Below are 15919 nucleotides of genomic sequence, written 5' to 3' on the forward strand. Positions count from 1 at the left end.
CCAGGGGCGAGAGGTCCCGCCAGCGCAGCGCGGTCGAAGCGCGGCCCGGCGGGATGGAAGACGGACGAGGTGTAACGATGAGCACTACAGGGGGCATCGGCAAGGAACGGGGCTATACAGGCCTCATCGTCCTGCTGCTGATAGCGATCGGTTTCGCGGCACTGGACTTCTTCCTGCTGAACCAGAAGAACGGCGAGGACCGCCAGGCCAGTGCGCTGACCACACAGATCCAGGTGCTGTCGCAGCAGACCGCCAAGTACGCCCTCGAGGCCTCGGACGGCAACGTCGATTCCTTCAAGGAACTGGAGAGCACCCGCAACGCGATCGACGCGGCGGTGCTCAAGCTCGCCAAGGGCGACCCCAAGGGAGGCATGGAGGCCTACGGCGACAACAACGCCACGCCGGCCGGTCGCAGCGTGACTGCCCTGGTCAATGCCTGGGGCCAACTCGACGGTGACATCAGGAAAATCCTGTCCAACAAGGGCGTCGTGCTGGATTCGGCCCAGCGCGCGGACAAGCTTTCGCAGCAGATGCCGCTGCTCAACTCGAGCATGGACCAGGTCACCAACATCCTGCAGCAGCGCAATGGCAGCGCCGAGCAGATGCTCGGTTCCTCGCGCCAGATGCTGCTTGCCGACCGCATGGTTCGCCGCGTGCAGGAAGTGCTCCAGGGCGGCGACTCCGCACAGGCGGCGGCCGACGGCCTCGCGCGCGACGCGCAGCTGTACGGCACGGTGCTCAAGGGCCTGACCGATGGCAACGCCGATGCCGGCGTCAAAGCCATGGGCGACGCCAACGCGCGCAAGATCCTTACCGACATGCAGGGCAACTGGGAGGCGCTGGCCGAGCCGATCGCCAAGCTGGTGTCTGCGGCGGCGCCGATCGCCGACGTGAAGAACGCCGGCAACCAGGCCTCGCTGGATTCGCAGAACGTGCTGCTGCGTGCGAACGAGCTGTCCGACCAGATCGGCAAGCTGCCGTTCCGCCGCCTGTTCCCGAACGTGTGGTGGGGCGTGCTGGGCGCTGCCGGCGCGGTGGCCTTCGCGCTGCTGCTGGTGGTTACCCTGGTGCGCGACCAGCGCAAGCGCTTCCAGGATTCGACCGAGCTGAACCAGCGCAACCAGGAGGCTATCATGCGCCTGCTGGACGAGATGGGCTCGCTCGCCGAAGGCGACCTGACCGTCAAGACCACGGTGTCGGAGGACATCACCGGCGCGATCGCCGACTCGGTGAACTACGCCATCGACGAGCTGCGCACCCTGGTGACCACGATCAACGAGACCTCCGAGCAGGTGTCCTCGTCGGCGCAGGAAACCCAGACCACCGCGCGCCACCTGGCCGACGCGGCGCAGAGCCAGGCCGCGCGAATCAGCACGGCGACCTCGGCGATCAACCAGATCGCGAGCCTCATGGACAACGTGTCCAAGGACTCGGCCGAGTCGGCCGACGTGGCCGAACGATCGGTGCAGATCGCCTCGCGCGGCGCCGAAGTGGTGCGCGAGACCATCTCCGGCATGGACTCGATCCGCGACCAGATCCAGGAAACCTCCAAGCGCATCAAGCGCCTGGGCGAGTCCTCGCAGGAAATCGGCTCGATCGTGGAACTGATCAACGACATCGCCGAGCAGACCAACATCCTGGCGTTGAACGCGGCCATCCAGGCGGCGTCGGCCGGCGAGGCGGGCCGCGGTTTCGCGGTCGTGGCGGACGAAGTGCAGCGCCTGGCGGAACGCTCCGCCAGCGCGACCAAGCGAATCGAAACGCTGGTGCAGACCATTCAGTCCGATACCAACGAAGCGGTCAGCTCCATGGAGCAGACCACCTCCGAGGTGGTCGCCGGTGCACGCCTGGCCGAGGACGCCGGCAGCGCGCTGGGCGACATCGAGCGCGTCTCGCACGACCTGTCGGCGCTGATTCAGAACATCTCCACCGCGGCGCGTCAGCAGTCCGCGGCGGCGACCGACATTTCGCAGTCGATGAACGCGATCCAGGAAATCACTTCGCAGACCTCGCAAGGCGCGAGCCAGACGGCCGATTCGATCGGCTACCTGGCGCAGCTGGCGAGCGACCTGCGGCGCTCGGTGGCGCACTTCAAGCTGCCGGGTTGATCAACGTTTACCGACAGAGGGCAACCTCGAACGGTTGTGCGATGCGTGCGTAGCGCGCAGCCGCTCAAGAGGGGCGCATGAGACTTCAAGACCACATCGATTTCACCACCCTGCAGTGGGTCAAGCCGGAGCTCGACGAGACCCTGGCGCGGGCCCGCGAGGCGCTGGAATCCTACGTAGAGAACCCCGGCAAGCGCGAGGTCATGCGCGGCTGTGTGGATCATCTGCATCAGGTGCAGGGCACTCTTCGCATGGTCGAGCTCTACGGCGCCGCGATGGTTGCCGAAGAGATGGAGACGCTGGCGATCTGCCTGCTGGAGGACCATATCCGGCAGCGCGACGACGCCTTCGGCGCGCTTATGCGCGGCCTGATGCAGCTGCCCGACTATCTCGAACGCCTTTCCGGTGGCCATCGCGACGTGCCGGTGGTGTTGCTGCCGCTGCTTAACGACCTGCGCGCAAGCCGCGACCAGCAGGCCCTGTCCGAGGCGGCGCTGTTCAACCCGAACCTGGAACAGGCGCTGCCGGTGCAGGCGCCGGGTGCGCAGGGCGAGGTCGACGTGGCTTCCCAGCGCAGCGCGATCACCACGCTGCGGCTGCGTTTCCAGCAGCAGTTGCTAGCCTGGTTCCGTGGCCAGAACGCGCCGCAACAGTTGCTCGGCATGCGCGAAACGCTGCTGGGGATCGCCGGTCGCTGCTGGACCGTACCGGGTCGTCGCCTGTGGTGGATCGCCGCCGGCGTGCTGGAAGGTCTGGAACAGGGCGTGCTCAAGAGCCATGCGGCCGAGATCCGCCAGTTGATCGGCAAGGTCGACCGCAACATCCGCCAGCTCGTCGAACAGGGTGAAGCCAGCCTGCGCGGCGGCGATGCCGACGAGCTCGCGAGCAAACTGCTTTTCATCGTGGCGCAGGCCCGTCAGGCCAGCCCGCAGATGGCGCTGCTGAAACAGACCTACCGTCTGGACAGCCTGTTGCCCGACGCCGCCGAACTGGAGCACGCGCGCGGGTCGATGGCCGGCCACAACCGCGCGCTGCTCGATTCGGTGTCCAAGGCACTGAAGGAAGACCTGCTGCGGGTGAAGGAAGCGCTCGACCTGTTCCTGCGCCAGAGCGACGGCGATCCCGCCCAGCTGTCCGCGCAGGGCGAGGTGCTCGAGCGCGTCGGCGACACACTGGGCATGCTGGCGCTGGCCGTGCCGCGTCGCGTGGTCAACGAACAGCGCCGCGTGCTGGAAGAGATCGCACACAAGGTCCGCGCGGCCGAAGAAGGCGTGCTGCTGGATGTCGCGGGGGCGCTGCTCTACGTCGAATCCTCGCTGGACGACCACATCGAGAGCCTTGGCGCCGATGACGGCCTGGCCGATGAAAGCCTGCCGGTCGAGGGCGACGCGACGCCTGCGCTGCCGCGCAGCGAAGCGCGCAGCATCCTGGCCTCGCTCATGCAGGAGGCGATCGCCAACGCCGCCAAGGTGAAGGACGCCATCGTCGCCTTCGTCGAGGCCGGTTGGGACCATGCTCAGCTGCACGGCACCCCGGCCTTGATGGACGAAGTGGCTGGCGCCATGCGCATGCTGTCCGCGCCGCGTCCGTCGGAACTGGCCGAAGGCATTGGCCGCTTCATTGGCAACGAAATGCTCGTCGACCGGCGCGTGCCAGGCAGCGCGCAGATGGACCATCTTGCCGATGCCCTTGCCGCGCTGGAGTATTACCTCGAGGCCGCCCGCGAGCATCGCGGCGGGCTGGAGCACATCCTGGACGTGGCCGAGCACAGCCTCGGCTCGCTCGGCTACTGGCCGTTGCCGGCCGCGCGCGCCGCGATGGCTTACGAGGCTCCCGCGCCGGTCGTTGCGGAAGAACCGTCTGAGCCCGCCCTGTCCGAACCGGTCAGCCTGGCCGATGGCCATGGCCTGGATGACCTGATGGTCGGCAGCAGCGAGCCGCTGCAGCCCGGCGCGCACGAACTGGCCGGCTTGCGCCTGGCGCAGACCGAGCCGCTCACCGTCTCGTCGCATGACGGCGATGAGGGCGACTGGATCGAGATCGAGGAAGAAGTCCTCGAGGAAGTGCCGGTCGCCGACGCGCTGGCCGGCAATGCCGGGTTCCAGTTGGGCACCGAGGGCATCGACGACGACATCCGCGAGATCTTCCTGGAGGAAATGCAGGAGGAAATCGACAACCTGCGCGGCGCCGAAAAGGGCTGGCTGGCTGACCCGATGCAGTTGGCCGCGATCACCCCGATCCGCCGTTCTTTCCACACGCTCAAGGGTTCCGGCCGCCTGGTCGGCGCCAGCGTGCTTGGCGAGTTCGCCTGGAAGGTCGAGAACATGCTCAACCGCGTGCTGGATGCCACCATCCAGCCGCACGAGGGCGTGCAGGCGTTGGTCACAGCCGCCATCGGCGCGCTGCCGCAATTGCTTGCCGCGCTCAAGGGCGAGGGCACGCCGAGTGTGCCGCTGGCCGCGATCATGGCCACGGCCGAGCGCCTGGCCGCCGGCGAGATGGCGCAGCTCGAAGACCATGCACCGGCTGCCACGGAAACCGTGCGCCGTGTGGTTCGCCGTCGCGTGCCACGCCTCGATGCCGCCGCCGGGGCCGTGCCGGTCGCCGCCCACACCGACCAGACCGCCGCTGTCGAAACTTCGCACGAGCCGGTCGAAACGATTGCCATGCCGGTGATGCCGCCGGTGGATCCCGTGCTGCTGGAAATCCTGCGCAGCGAAGTGGCGCAGTACCTGCAGGCGATCCGTGGCGCCTTGGCTCGCGCCGATGGTGAGCTGCGCATCGATGACGCCCTGCTGCGCGCGGTGCACACGTTGCACGGCGCCATCGCGATGGTGGACATCCCGCTGCTGACCCAGTTGCTCTCGCCACTGGAAAGCCTGCTCAAGCGCCTGCGCGCGGCCAGCCAGCCGCTCTCGGAAGAGGGCACCCGCCTGCTCGCGCAATCGGCCGACGTGGTCGATCACGTAATGGCTCAGTTTGACGCCGCCGAGCCGCAGCTGCCGTCGGTGGACGCACTCACCGCGCGCCTGACCGAGCTGCGCGACGGCCAGCCCGAGCCGAAAGTCGCGCACGTGCTGTTCGACCCGCACGCGGAAGACCTGCCGACCGACCTTCCGGACGACGCCGTCGCCGCCGCGCTCGATGCGGGCCTCGACGACGCGCTCGGCGAGCCGGCTGCGGCGGATGCTTCGGGCGAAGCCGCCGAGCATGACGAACATGACGCGTACGCCGGCGAGCTGCTGGCGGCACTCGACGCGTTCGACCTGGAAACGGCCGAAGTTGCCGGTTCCAGTGAGGGCCTGGCGATCGATGCCGGCCACGCTGACGACGAACAAAGCCTGGCTGCATTGTTGGACAGCCTGCTGAGCGAACCATCCGATGGCCAGCCGCTCGCGCCGGCGACGGATGTCGGCGCGACGAACGATGCCGAGACCCATCCGGACGGTGTCCTCGAACTGTCGGACAACGACGGTTCGCAGGAACCGGAGCTGGAGGCATCGAGCGAAGCGGAGTCCGAACGGGAAACCGCCGCCCTGCTGCCCGAGCAGGTGGCTGTTTCGGACGAGAACGCCGAAGCGGACGTCGCTCCTGTCGGGGAAGACACCGTCGAGGGCGTGGAGGCGCTGCTGCCGGAAACCGCGGAAGACGTGGCCGACGAAACGGTCGAAACGTCCACAGTCGAGCCCGTCGAAGCATCGGTCATCGCCGACGACGACCTGGTCGACACTGCCGGGGAACCGATCGAGGCAGCCATCGAACCGTTCGTGCCGTTCGCCGTTGACAGCACGGCCGCGCAGCCGTGGGTCGGGCAGATCGACCCGGACCTGCTCGAGATCTTCACCGAGGAAGCGAACGAACTGCTCGACCATGCCGACGGCCTGCTGGCCGAATGGCGTGCCGAGCCTGCCGAGACGGCGCATGCCGCCGGCGTGCAGCGCGACCTGCATACGCTCAAGGGCGGTGCCCGCATCGCCGGCCTGGTGCCGGTGGGCGACCTGACCCATGCCATCGAGACCCTGCTGGAGAAGCCGGTCGCCGAACGCGACACGGCGCAGCTCATCGGTGCCCTCGAAGCCGGTTTCGACACTCTGCATTCGCTGGTCAAGCGCGTTTCGCAGGGCCAGCCGATCGAGTACCCGCAGGCACTGATCGATCGACTGCTGGCGATGGCCGGCCAGGAAGCGCTGGCGGACGAAGGCCACGAGTCCGCGCCCGTCGCGGCGCCCTCGGCCCGGCTCCCGGCCGCGCCCCTGCCGGAACTGCTCCCCGAGCTGCTGCCCGAGCGCGAGGAAGAAGAGGTCCGCTCCACGCAGGAACAGATCCGCGTCCGCGCGGAACTGCTCGACAACCTGGTGAACCATGCCGGCGAGGTGGCGATCTACCGTTCGCGCCTGGAGCAGCAGGTCGCCGGCTACCGCTTCAACCTGGTCGAGCTGGACCAGACCGTGCAGCGTCTGCGCAGCCAGCTGCGCATGCTCGAAATCGAGACCGAAGCGCAGATCATCGCGCGCTTCCAGCGCGAGCACCGCGAGGCAGGCATCGGCGTGTTCGACCCGCTCGAACTCGACCGCTTCTCGCAGCTGCAGCAGTACTCGCGTGCGCTGGCCGAGTCGGTATCCGACCTTGTCTCGATCCAGAACATGCTGGACGAGCTCACCCGCCAGTCCGAAACCCTGCTGATCCAGCAGTCGCGCGTCAGCGCCGAGCTGCAGGACGGTCTGCTGCGCACCCGCATGCTGCCGTTCGACACGATGGTGCCGAACCTGCGCCGCACGCTGCGCCAGGCCGCGCAGGAAGAAGGCAAGAGCGCCCAGCTGTACGTCGAGGGCGCCCACGGTGAAATGGACCGCAACCTGCTCGACCGCATCAAGGCGCCGTTCGAGCACATGCTGCGCAACGCCATCGCGCACGGCATCGAATCGCCGGCCGATCGCCGCAAAGCGGGCAAGCCCACCGAAGGCGCAGTGCGCATCCGCGTAGCCCGCGAGGCCACCGAGGTGGTCGTGCGCGTCAGCGACGACGGCCGCGGCCTGGATCGCGACGCGATCCGTACCCGCGCGATCGAGCGTGGCCTGTTGCGCGCCGATTCGCGTCCGAGCGACGACCAACTGCTCGGCCTGATCACCCAGACCGGCTTCTCCACCGCCAGCCACGTCACCCAGCTCGCCGGTCGTGGCGTGGGCATGGACGTGGTCGCCAACGAAATCAAGCAGCTCGGTGGCTCGCTGGCGATCGAGTCGCACCAGGGCCAGGGCACGACCTTCGTGTTGCGCCTGCCGTTCACCCTCGCGGTGACTCAGGCCATCGTGGTGCGCATCGGCGAAGCGACCTTCGCCATCCCGATGACCTCGGTGCAGGGCGTGGCCCGGATCAGCCCGGACGACCTGGGCGCGCGCCTGGGCGATGCCAACCCGACGTTCGAGTACAACGGCGACGCCTACAGCATCCACGACCTGGCCGATTTGCTCGGCCTGCAGCCGAACCCGGTGATCGAGGAAGAGCAGCTCCCGCTGCTGTTGACCCGCGCCGGCGACCTGCGCGCCGCGATCCGCATCGACGCGGTGATCGGCTCGCGCGAAATCGTGGTCAAGTCGGTCGGTCCGCAGGTGAGCTCGGTGCCGGGCGTGCTCGGCGCGACCATCATGGGTGACGGCTCGGTGCTGATCATTCTCGACCTGCCGCCGCTGGTCCGCCACGGTATCGCCCGTCGCGAGCAGCGCCTGGCCGACGGCCTGAGCGCGGTCGCCTCGCCGCTGATCGAAGAGCAGCGCGCCAAGCCGCTGGTGATGGTGGTCGACGACTCGATCACCATGCGCAAGGTCACCGGCCGCGTGCTGGAACGCCACGACTACGAGGTATTCACCGCGAAGGACGGCGTCGACGCGCTGGAGAAGCTGCACGATCGCGTGCCCGACATGATGCTGCTGGACATCGAGATGCCGCGCATGGATGGCTACGAGCTGGCCACGCAGATGAAGGCGGACCCGCGCCTGCGCGAGGTCCCGATCATCATGATCACCTCGCGCACCGGCGACAAACACCGCCAGCGCGCCTTCGACATCGGCGTCGACCGCTACCTCGGCAAGCCCTACCAGGAAGCCGAGCTGCTGGCGCAGATCGCCGAAGTGCTGGACCAGCGCGCGATGGCGATGGAGGCGGTCCATGGCTGAGGCGGTACCGGCGGTCGCGCTGCTGTTCGACGACGCGGGCCTGGGTGAGCAGTTGCGCAGCGCCCTGCAGGAACGCGGTGCGCGGATCGTGCACGAAGGCACGCTGAAGGACCTGAGCCGTGAGCTCCTGTCTTCGGTTGACGCCGACGTGCTGGTGGTCAACCTGGACGACGAGGACGACAGCGCGCTGGATCGCCTGGACGAAACCCTGGAGGGCGACCGCCCGCGGGTGGTGTTCAACGACGCGCAGGCCAGCCGCCGGCTGGAAGGCTGGGACCGGGCGCGCTGGGCGCGCCACCTGGCGATGAAGGTGCTGGCGATCGGCGATGCCGATCCGCCGCGCCCGCCAGCGCCGGCCGAAGTCGTCACCGAAAGCCTTGCCGCCGCGGCGATCGTCGTCGAACCGATGCCAGCCGATGCCGGCACCGAGAACGTTGACGTGGCTCCGCAGGTCGATGAGGAGGCGCGCCAGGCGGCCGTTTCCGAAACCCTCGCGGCCGAGTTGGAAGCCTTGCTCGCCTCCGATACGCCGGCGGAGGAGGCCAGCGACTTCGGTACCGGCCTCAATTACGATGCGGGCGACGGCATGGCCTTGCATGACGGCGATTTCGGGGCCGGACTTGTGGCCGAAGCCGAGACTGCTGTCGCGGGCGATGTCACCGTGCAGGCGACCCCGCAGGCCGCCGTGAGCGATGCGCTGTCGTCTCTCGCCACGCTGGAATTGTCGCCGATCGACGATATGGAACACGCCGAGGCGAGCGACGTCGTTGCCGCAGTGGCACCGCCGGCACACACCTCCTTCCAGCTCGACCACCTGGAGCTGGCCCCGATCGGGGAAGAGGTGACCGCCACCGTTGCCCGCGTGGCGGCCGAGCCGGTCGCTGCGGCGCGCCTCTCGGACGGCTGGACGCTGCTTGACGGTGACGCACCCGCCGATGCTTCCGCGCCTACCGTCCAGCATGCAGCCCCGGCTGACTTCGGGATCGAAAAGGTCAGCATCCTCGACTATCTCGCGCCGGAGGCTGAAGCTCCCGTCGAGCACCCCGGCCCGGGCGTGTTCGGCATCGAAAAGGTCAGTGCCTCCGACTATCTCGCGCCCGACGCCGATGATGGCGCCTCCCCGGTGCTTCCCGGTCTCAGCCTGGAACTGGTTTCGCTCGAGGAAGCCATCGCGCCGCAGGATTTCGCGCCCGCGCACGAGATGGTGCTCGAGGCGCCATCCAGCGCGTTGACGCGATTGGTGGTGCTCGGCGCCACCACCGAAAGCACGGCGTCCGTCGGCGAGTTCCTGGCGGCGCTGCCCGCCGGGCTGCACGCCACCGTGTTGCATACCCAGCACCTGGCCGGTCGCCCGGCGGATGGCCTGGTCGAGTATTTCGCTTCCCAATGCGCGTTGCCGGTGCGCCTGGCCGACGCCGACCTTCGAGCAGTCGCGGGCGAAGTCATCGTGGTTCCGTCCGATCGCCAGGTGACCGTGCGTCGGGACGGCTCGATCCAATTGCAGCCGATCGAGGCAGGCGCTGCGCATGCGCCCTCGATCGATGCCAGTTTCACCCAGGCGGCCGACGCTTTCGGCGGCGACGTGATCGCGATCGTGTTCGCCGGCCGCTCCACCGACGCGGTGGCCGGTTGCCAGGCGGTGCACGATCGCGGCGGCCAGGTCTGGGTCGAAGCCAGCGGCGGCACGCATCCGGCCGATATGGTCAGCGGCGTGCTGGCCGAAAACCTGTCCCATCATGCCGGCACGCCGCGCGAACTTGCAGCACGCCTGGCCGAGAACTCTCCGGAAGGTCAGTCATGAGCGATCAACCCTTGCCGCGCGAAATCCGCTGCGTGCTTGTGCCGGTAGGCCAGCTGCGCCTGCTGTTGCCCAATGCCACCGTGGCCGAAGTGATCACCCTGCCGACTCCCGAGCCGGTCGAAGGTGCTCCCGAGTGGCTGCTCGGCCGTATTGCCTGGCGTGGATGGCGAGTGCCGCTGGTGTCTTTCACCAAGCTCGCTGGCGCGCCCGAGGGTGATGCCGACCTCGCCGTTCGCGTGGCCGTGCTCAAGGCGCTGGGCAACAACGCCAAGCTGCCTTTCGTGGCGGTCGTGACCCAGGGCTTCCCGCGCCTGACCACCCTCAATGCCGAGCTGATCATTCCCACTCATGACGGCGCGCCGTTGCCGCCTGGCGTGAAGGCACAGGTGCTGGTGCGCGATGACATCGCGGTGATTCCTGACCTGGAAGGCATCGAGGATGAGTTGGCCGCCTTGTTGAGCCTGGACGAACAAGTCGGCGCCGCCTGACGCCGCGCGGCACGCAGGCAACCGATCGCGCCGGGCGCAGCCCGCAGAGCGAAGTCTGAGCGCCCCCTCAAACCCGCACGCTGGCGTTGCCTCCGGGCGACGCAACGCCGCAGCAGCGACGTAGCGAACCGGCCCGCCTACAGATCCCCGTGCAACGCCTGCAGCGCCGCGAGCGCAGCAAGCCCCGCCGTCTCGGTCCGCAGGATGCGCGGGCCCAGTCGCAAACCGGCAAAGCCCGCACCCGTGAGGCTGGATACGTCGCGCTCACCCAGGCCGCCTTCCGGCCCTACCACCAGCAAACCTCCGGCCGGGCCAAACCCGAGCGAGCGAGGCGACCGGTCGCCCTCGGGTAGCAGCGCCAAGCGCAAGGCACCATCCTGTTGCAAGGAACGCAGCCAAACCTCGAGCGGTTGCGTCGGCAGGATCACGGGCAACCGCGCGCGACCGCTCTGTTCGCAGGCGCTGGCAACCACGGCGCGCCAGTGGGCCAGCCGTTTTTCCGCACGCGCCGAATCGAGCCGAACCTCCGAGCGCTCGGTCAGCAGCGGCACGATGCGGGCCACGCCCAGCTCCGTCGCCTTTTGCACGATCAGGTCCATCTTCTCGCCGCGCGCTACACCCTGGGCCAGCGTGAGCGGCAGGGATGATTCGTTAGCGACAGCCTGACTGCCCTGAATGCGCGTGCGCACCTCACGCTTGCCGACCTGGGTGATGACCGCCTCGTAGTCGTGGCCATCGCCATTGAACAACACCAGCGGTGCGCCTTCTCCCAGGCGCAGCACGCGCGCCACGTGCTCGCCCGCCTGTGACGGCAGGCTCAGCTCGATGCCGGGGGAAAGCGGTTCGTCGACATGGATGCGGATCGTGCGCATGAACGGTCCTTGGGGCTTTGCGAATGGTGGGATCGGTGCAGGCACCCGCCCGCGGGCGATGTTCCTTTCACTCGGGACGGAGGCTCCCGGTCGGCCGTTACGCCACGGCGCGCTCGATCCCGGCGATGGCCACGTCCACCAGGTGGTCGATTTCATCGGTCGTGACAACGTAGGGCGGCATGAAATACACCACGTTGCCCAGCGGACGCAGCAACGCACGGTTCTCAAGCCCATGCAGGTAGACGCGCATGCCTCGCCGCTCGGTTGCCGGCCACGGCGTACGCGCGCGCTTGTCGGCGACCAGCTCGACCGCCGCGATCATGCCGGTCTGGCGCACGTCGGCCACGTGCGGATGATCACGCAGGGGAGCAAGCCGCTGCGCCAGGTGCGCGGCCAGCACGCGGTTGCGTTCCAGCACCGGCTCGTCGCGGAAGATCGCCAGTGTCTCCAGCGCCACGCGGCAGGCCAGCGGGTTGCCGGTGTAGCTGTGCGAGTGCAGGAACGCCTTGCCGGCGTTGTATTCGGCATAGAACGCGGCGTACACCGCCTCGGTCGTGACCACCGCCGACAGCGGCAGGGTGCCGCCGGTCAGTCCCTTGGACAGACACATGAAGTCCGGCGTGATCGATGCCTGCTCGCAGGCGAACAGCGTGCCGGTACGGCCGAAGCCGACGGCGATTTCGTCGGCGATGAAGTGCACATCGAACTCGTCGCACAACCGGCGCAGGCCGGCCAGGTAATCCGGGTGGTACATGCGCATGCCACCGGCGCACTGCACCAGCGGTTCGACTATCACTGCACAAGTCTCGTGCGCGTGGCGCTCGAGCAGGGCTCGCAGTTCTTCGAGCCGTCGCGCGGCCACCTGTGCCGGTGTCTCGCCCGGCGCGCCCTCGTAGGCATCCGGCGAGGGCGCGAGGATCGGCGTCAAGAGAAGCGGGGCGTAGGTCTTTCGGTACAGCGCCACGTCGCTCACCGACAGCGCGCCCAGCGTCTCTCCGTGATAACTGCCGGTCAGCGCGATGAAGCGCGTCTTTTCGCCGTGCCCCCGATTGAGCCAGTAGTGGAAGCTCATCTTGAGCGCCACCTCGACCGCCGCCGAACCGTTGTCGGCGTAGAAGACTCGCTCCAGTCCCGGTGGCGTGATGCGCACGAGCTCCTCGGCCAGCGCAATCGCCGGCTCGTGGGTGAAGCCGGCGAAAATCACATGCTCCAGCCGCTGCGCCTGATCGGCGAGCGCCGTGGCCAGGCGCGGGTTGGCATGGCCGAAGATGTTGGTCCACCACGAGCTGACGCCGTCCAGGTAGCGGCGTCCGTCCGCATCCACCAGCCAGGCGCCCTCGCCGCGCACGATAGGCACCATCGGGATGCTCTCGTGGTCGTGCATCTGCGTGCAGGGGTGCCACACGTGCCGGAGGTCCCGCGCGGCCAGCGCGGCGTTGCCGGCGATGGCCGGTGCATCGGGGAAGGGAATGTCCATCCCGCTATGATCGGCGTTGCGGCATGGCCGCTCAAGTTGAAGGAACCTAGTGAAGCGCTCGCGTGCCGCCTGGCTGACTGTCGCCATCGTGCTGATGCTGGTTGGGCTGCTGGTGTTGTTGCTGCCGGCGCGCTGGGCCGTGCCCTTCTTGCAGGCGCGGCTGCATGGCCTCGAACTCGAAGGCGTGCATGGGCTGGTCTGGAACGGCGGCGCCGGGCAGTTGCGCGGCCTGGATGGCCGTTCGTTGGGACAGGTGCAGTGGCGACTTTCGCGGGCTCTGCTGTGGGGGCGCCTGGATCTGCAACTGGAGTTCGTCGGACCGAGGCTTACCGCCCATGGCCATCTGCAACGCGATGGCGAAGGCCGTTCGGTCTGGACCGACGCTTCGTTGCGTGCCGACCTGGGGGCCTGGGCGCCGAAGTTCGATTCATCGCTCGGAACGCCGCGCGGCACGCTGGCGATGACGCTGCAGCGGGCCGTATTGCAGGGAAACTGGCCGGTCGAACTCGACGGTCAGGTGCAATGGCGCGACGCGTCCATGCAGACGCGTGCGCACGCCGTTGCACTGGGCGACATCGACATGGACCTTCATGGTTCGAACGGTGTGCTGGCCGGGCAGTTGCACGACCGGCGCAACGGGCCGCTGCGTACCGAAGGCCAATGGCAAGCCAGTCCGCTCGGTTGGCGCCTGGATCTTCGGCTGCAACCGCGCACCGCCGACCCGGCACTGCGCCATTGGTTGGCACGCCTGGGCCGCCCGGATGCGGATGGCACCATCCACCTGCATCGCCGCGGCGGCCTGGCCGCCGCCCCGCCGGAAACCACCCCATGAATTACGACGCCGAACACGCCCTGTCCGCCGCACGCGAGGCCGCCGCCGCGGCGGCGGACATCATCCGCCACTACTGGAACCGCGGCGTGGCGGTCGAATGGAAGGCCGACGCCACGCCAGTGACCGTGGCCGACCGCGAGGCCGAACAGGCGATCCGCGCCGTGCTCGCCCAGGCGCTTCCGCAGGCGGCGATCTATGGCGAGGAATACGGTCTGGAGGGCGCGCGCGACGGCCTGCTGTGGCTGGTCGATCCGCTCGACGGGACCAAGAGCTTCGTGCGCCGCACGCCGTTCTTTTCCACCCAGATCGCATTGATGGACCGCGGCGAACTGGTGCTCGGGGTTTCCAGCGCGCCGGTCTACGGCGAGACGATGTGGGCGCGGTGCGGCGACGGCGCCTGGCTCGATGGCGAACGCGTGCAGGTGGCCCGCACCGACACGATGGCGCAGGCTGCGCTGTCCATCGGCAACGTCAGGACGCTCACCGCCGATGCCCGCTGGGACGCGCTCGGTGTGCTGATCCGCGATAGCAACCGCATCCGCGGCTATGGCGACTTCTGCCACTACCACCTGCTTGCACGCGGGGGACTGGACCTGGTGATCGAGTCGGACGTGAACATCCTGGACGTCGCCGCGCTGGCGGTGATCGTGCGCGAGGCCGGGGGCGTGTTCACCGACCTGCAAGGTCGGGCGCCCACCCTGGAGACCACCAGCGTGCTGGCCGGCGTGCCACCGATCCACGCCCAGGCGCTTGCACGCTTGCATCATGAAACCGCGGGCTAGAATGTCCTGATGCGCAAGCCACCGATCATCCATGCCACCCGCGAATGCGTCGACAGCCGCTTCCTGCGCGTCGAGCAACTGGACCTGGAATTTTCCAACGGCGAGAAGCGTACCTACGAGCGCCTGCGCGCCAGCGGCCTGGGTGCGGTGATCATCGTGCCGATGCTCGACGAGGAGACCGTCCTGCTGATCCGCGAATACGGCGCCGGCGTGGGCCGCTACGAGCTCTCGCTGCCCAAGGGACGGCTCGACCAGGACGAGACCGCCGAACAGGGTGCGAACCGCGAGCTCAAGGAAGAAATCGGCTACGGCGCGAACCGCCTGAAGATCCTGCACAACCTGTCGCTTTCGCCCGGCTACATGACGCACATGGCGCACGTGGTGCTGGCACAGGATCTCTACCCCGAACGCCTGCCCGGCGACGAACCCGAGGAGTTGGACGTGGTCCCATGGAAGCTTTCCGAACTGCACACCCTGATCGGCCGTGACGACGTGACCGAAGGCCGCTCGATCGCCGCCTTGTTCATGGCGCGCGAGTACCTGGCCGGGCGGTTCCAGCCATGAGCGCGGTTGCCCCCGAGACCGGCCTGCTGGCCGAGGTGAGTGCGATCGCGCGCGAAGCGGCGACCGCGATTCTGGCCATCTATCGTGACGAATTCGCCGTCCAGCACAAGGACGATGCCTCGCCGCTCACCGCCGCCGACCTGGCCGCCCAGCGCGTGATCGCTGCGGGCCTCGCGCGCATCGCACCCGACGTGCCCGTGCTGTCGGAAGAAGCGCGCGCTGCGCCATGGGAACTGCGCCAGACATGGTCGCGCTACTGGCTGGTGGATCCGCTCGACGGCACCCGTGAGTTCGTCAAGCGCAACGGCGAGTTCACCGTCAACATCGCGCTGATCGAGGACCACCGCCCGGTGCTCGGCGTGGTGCTGGCGCCGGTCACCGGCGAGCTGTTCGCCGCCGCCGACGGCCAGGGCGCCTGGCTTCAGCAGCACGCCAACGGCCAATGGCAGAAGATCGGCGTGCGCGCGTTGGCCGCGCCGGCGGTCGTTGCCGGCAGCCGCTCGCACGGCAGCGACACGCAGGACTTCCTCGACGCGCTGCTGGAAACACCCTACCAACCCTTTCCCATGGGTTCCTCGCTGAAGTTCTGCCTGATCGCCCGCGCCGTGGCCGATCTCTACCTGCGGCTGGGCCCGACCAGCGAGTGGGACACCGCGGCGGCGCAATGCGTGCTGGAGCAGGCCGGCGGCGCGGTACTGGACCTCGCCGGCGAGCCGCTGCGATACAACACCAAGGACTCCGTGCTCAACCCGGAATTCCTCGCCGTGGGCGACCGCGCGGTGGAGTGGAAGGCGCGGCTGGGCAAGGCAAGGCCGGCGTAAC

Annotated in this window: 10 protein-coding genes; 8 read left to right on the forward strand and 2 right to left on the reverse strand. The window is 68.4% G+C overall.

Translation table 11 applies throughout. The features are described from left to right. The first annotated feature begins 77 nt into the window (after positions 1 to 77). The 4 genes from ACFWZ4_RS08865 to ACFWZ4_RS08880 all read left to right on the forward strand — a co-directional run bounded on the left by ACFWZ4_RS08865 (position 78) and on the right by ACFWZ4_RS08880 (position 10570). Positions 78 to 2108, forward strand: a complete 2031-nt coding sequence (locus tag ACFWZ4_RS08865) for a methyl-accepting chemotaxis protein (RefSeq protein WP_439704330.1) — start codon at positions 78 to 80, stop codon at positions 2106 to 2108. A gap of 77 nt (positions 2109 to 2185) precedes the next feature. Beyond that, on the forward strand, positions 2186 to 8281 hold the full coding sequence (locus tag ACFWZ4_RS08870) for an Hpt domain-containing protein (RefSeq protein ID WP_439704331.1): 6096 nt from the start codon (positions 2186 to 2188) through the stop codon (positions 8279 to 8281). Next, positions 8274 to 10082 carry a chemotaxis protein CheB gene (locus ACFWZ4_RS08875; protein ID WP_439704332.1) on the forward strand — a complete coding sequence of 603 codons (1809 nt, stop codon included), beginning with the start codon at positions 8274 to 8276 and terminating at the stop codon, positions 10080 to 10082. The genes ACFWZ4_RS08870 and ACFWZ4_RS08875 overlap by 8 nt, the downstream gene beginning before the upstream one ends. Beyond that, entirely contained in the window at positions 10079 to 10570 is a 492-nt protein-coding gene (locus tag ACFWZ4_RS08880; protein ID WP_439704333.1) for a chemotaxis protein CheW, read from the forward strand. Before ACFWZ4_RS08875 ends, ACFWZ4_RS08880 begins: the two co-directional genes overlap by 4 nt. Before the next feature lie 137 nt (positions 10571 to 10707). Here ACFWZ4_RS08880 and ACFWZ4_RS08885 read toward each other — a convergent pair whose 3' ends face one another. Next, on the reverse strand, positions 10708 to 11442 hold the full coding sequence (locus ACFWZ4_RS08885; protein ID WP_439704334.1) for a 16S rRNA (uracil(1498)-N(3))-methyltransferase: 735 nt from the start codon (positions 11440 to 11442) through the stop codon (positions 10708 to 10710). 97 nt (positions 11443 to 11539) lie between these two features. Continuing rightward, positions 11540 to 12919, reverse strand: a complete 1380-nt coding sequence (locus ACFWZ4_RS08890; RefSeq protein ID WP_439704335.1) for an adenosylmethionine--8-amino-7-oxononanoate transaminase — start codon at positions 12917 to 12919, stop codon at positions 11540 to 11542. 49 nt (positions 12920 to 12968) lie between these two features. On the opposite strand from ACFWZ4_RS08890, the gene ACFWZ4_RS08895 reads away from it, so the two are divergent. Genes ACFWZ4_RS08895 through cysQ form a run of 4 tightly spaced genes read left to right on the forward strand, consistent with a single transcriptional unit; the run spans position 12969 to position 15918 of the window. Further along, on the forward strand, positions 12969 to 13751 hold the full coding sequence (locus tag ACFWZ4_RS08895) for a type II secretion system protein N (RefSeq protein ID WP_439704336.1): 783 nt from the start codon (positions 12969 to 12971) through the stop codon (positions 13749 to 13751). Next, a complete protein-coding gene (locus tag ACFWZ4_RS08900) occupies positions 13748 to 14533 on the forward strand; it encodes an inositol monophosphatase family protein (RefSeq protein WP_439704337.1) in 786 nt (261 codons plus the stop codon). The genes ACFWZ4_RS08895 and ACFWZ4_RS08900 overlap by 4 nt, the downstream gene beginning before the upstream one ends. A gap of 9 nt (positions 14534 to 14542) precedes the next feature. After that, the gene (gene nudE, locus ACFWZ4_RS08905; RefSeq protein ID WP_439704338.1) at positions 14543 to 15097 is read left to right on the forward strand and encodes an ADP compounds hydrolase NudE; all 555 of its coding nucleotides are present in this window, start codon (positions 14543 to 14545) and stop codon (positions 15095 to 15097) included. After that, a complete protein-coding gene (gene cysQ, locus ACFWZ4_RS08910; RefSeq protein ID WP_439704339.1) occupies positions 15094 to 15918 on the forward strand; it encodes a 3'(2'),5'-bisphosphate nucleotidase CysQ in 825 nt (274 codons plus the stop codon). The genes nudE and cysQ overlap by 4 nt, the downstream gene beginning before the upstream one ends. Position 15919 lies beyond the last annotated feature (1 nt).

It is taken from the genome of Frateuria sp. GZRe12 (assembly GCF_051900535.1).
GTDB lineage: Bacteria > Pseudomonadota > Gammaproteobacteria > Xanthomonadales > Rhodanobacteraceae > Frateuria_A.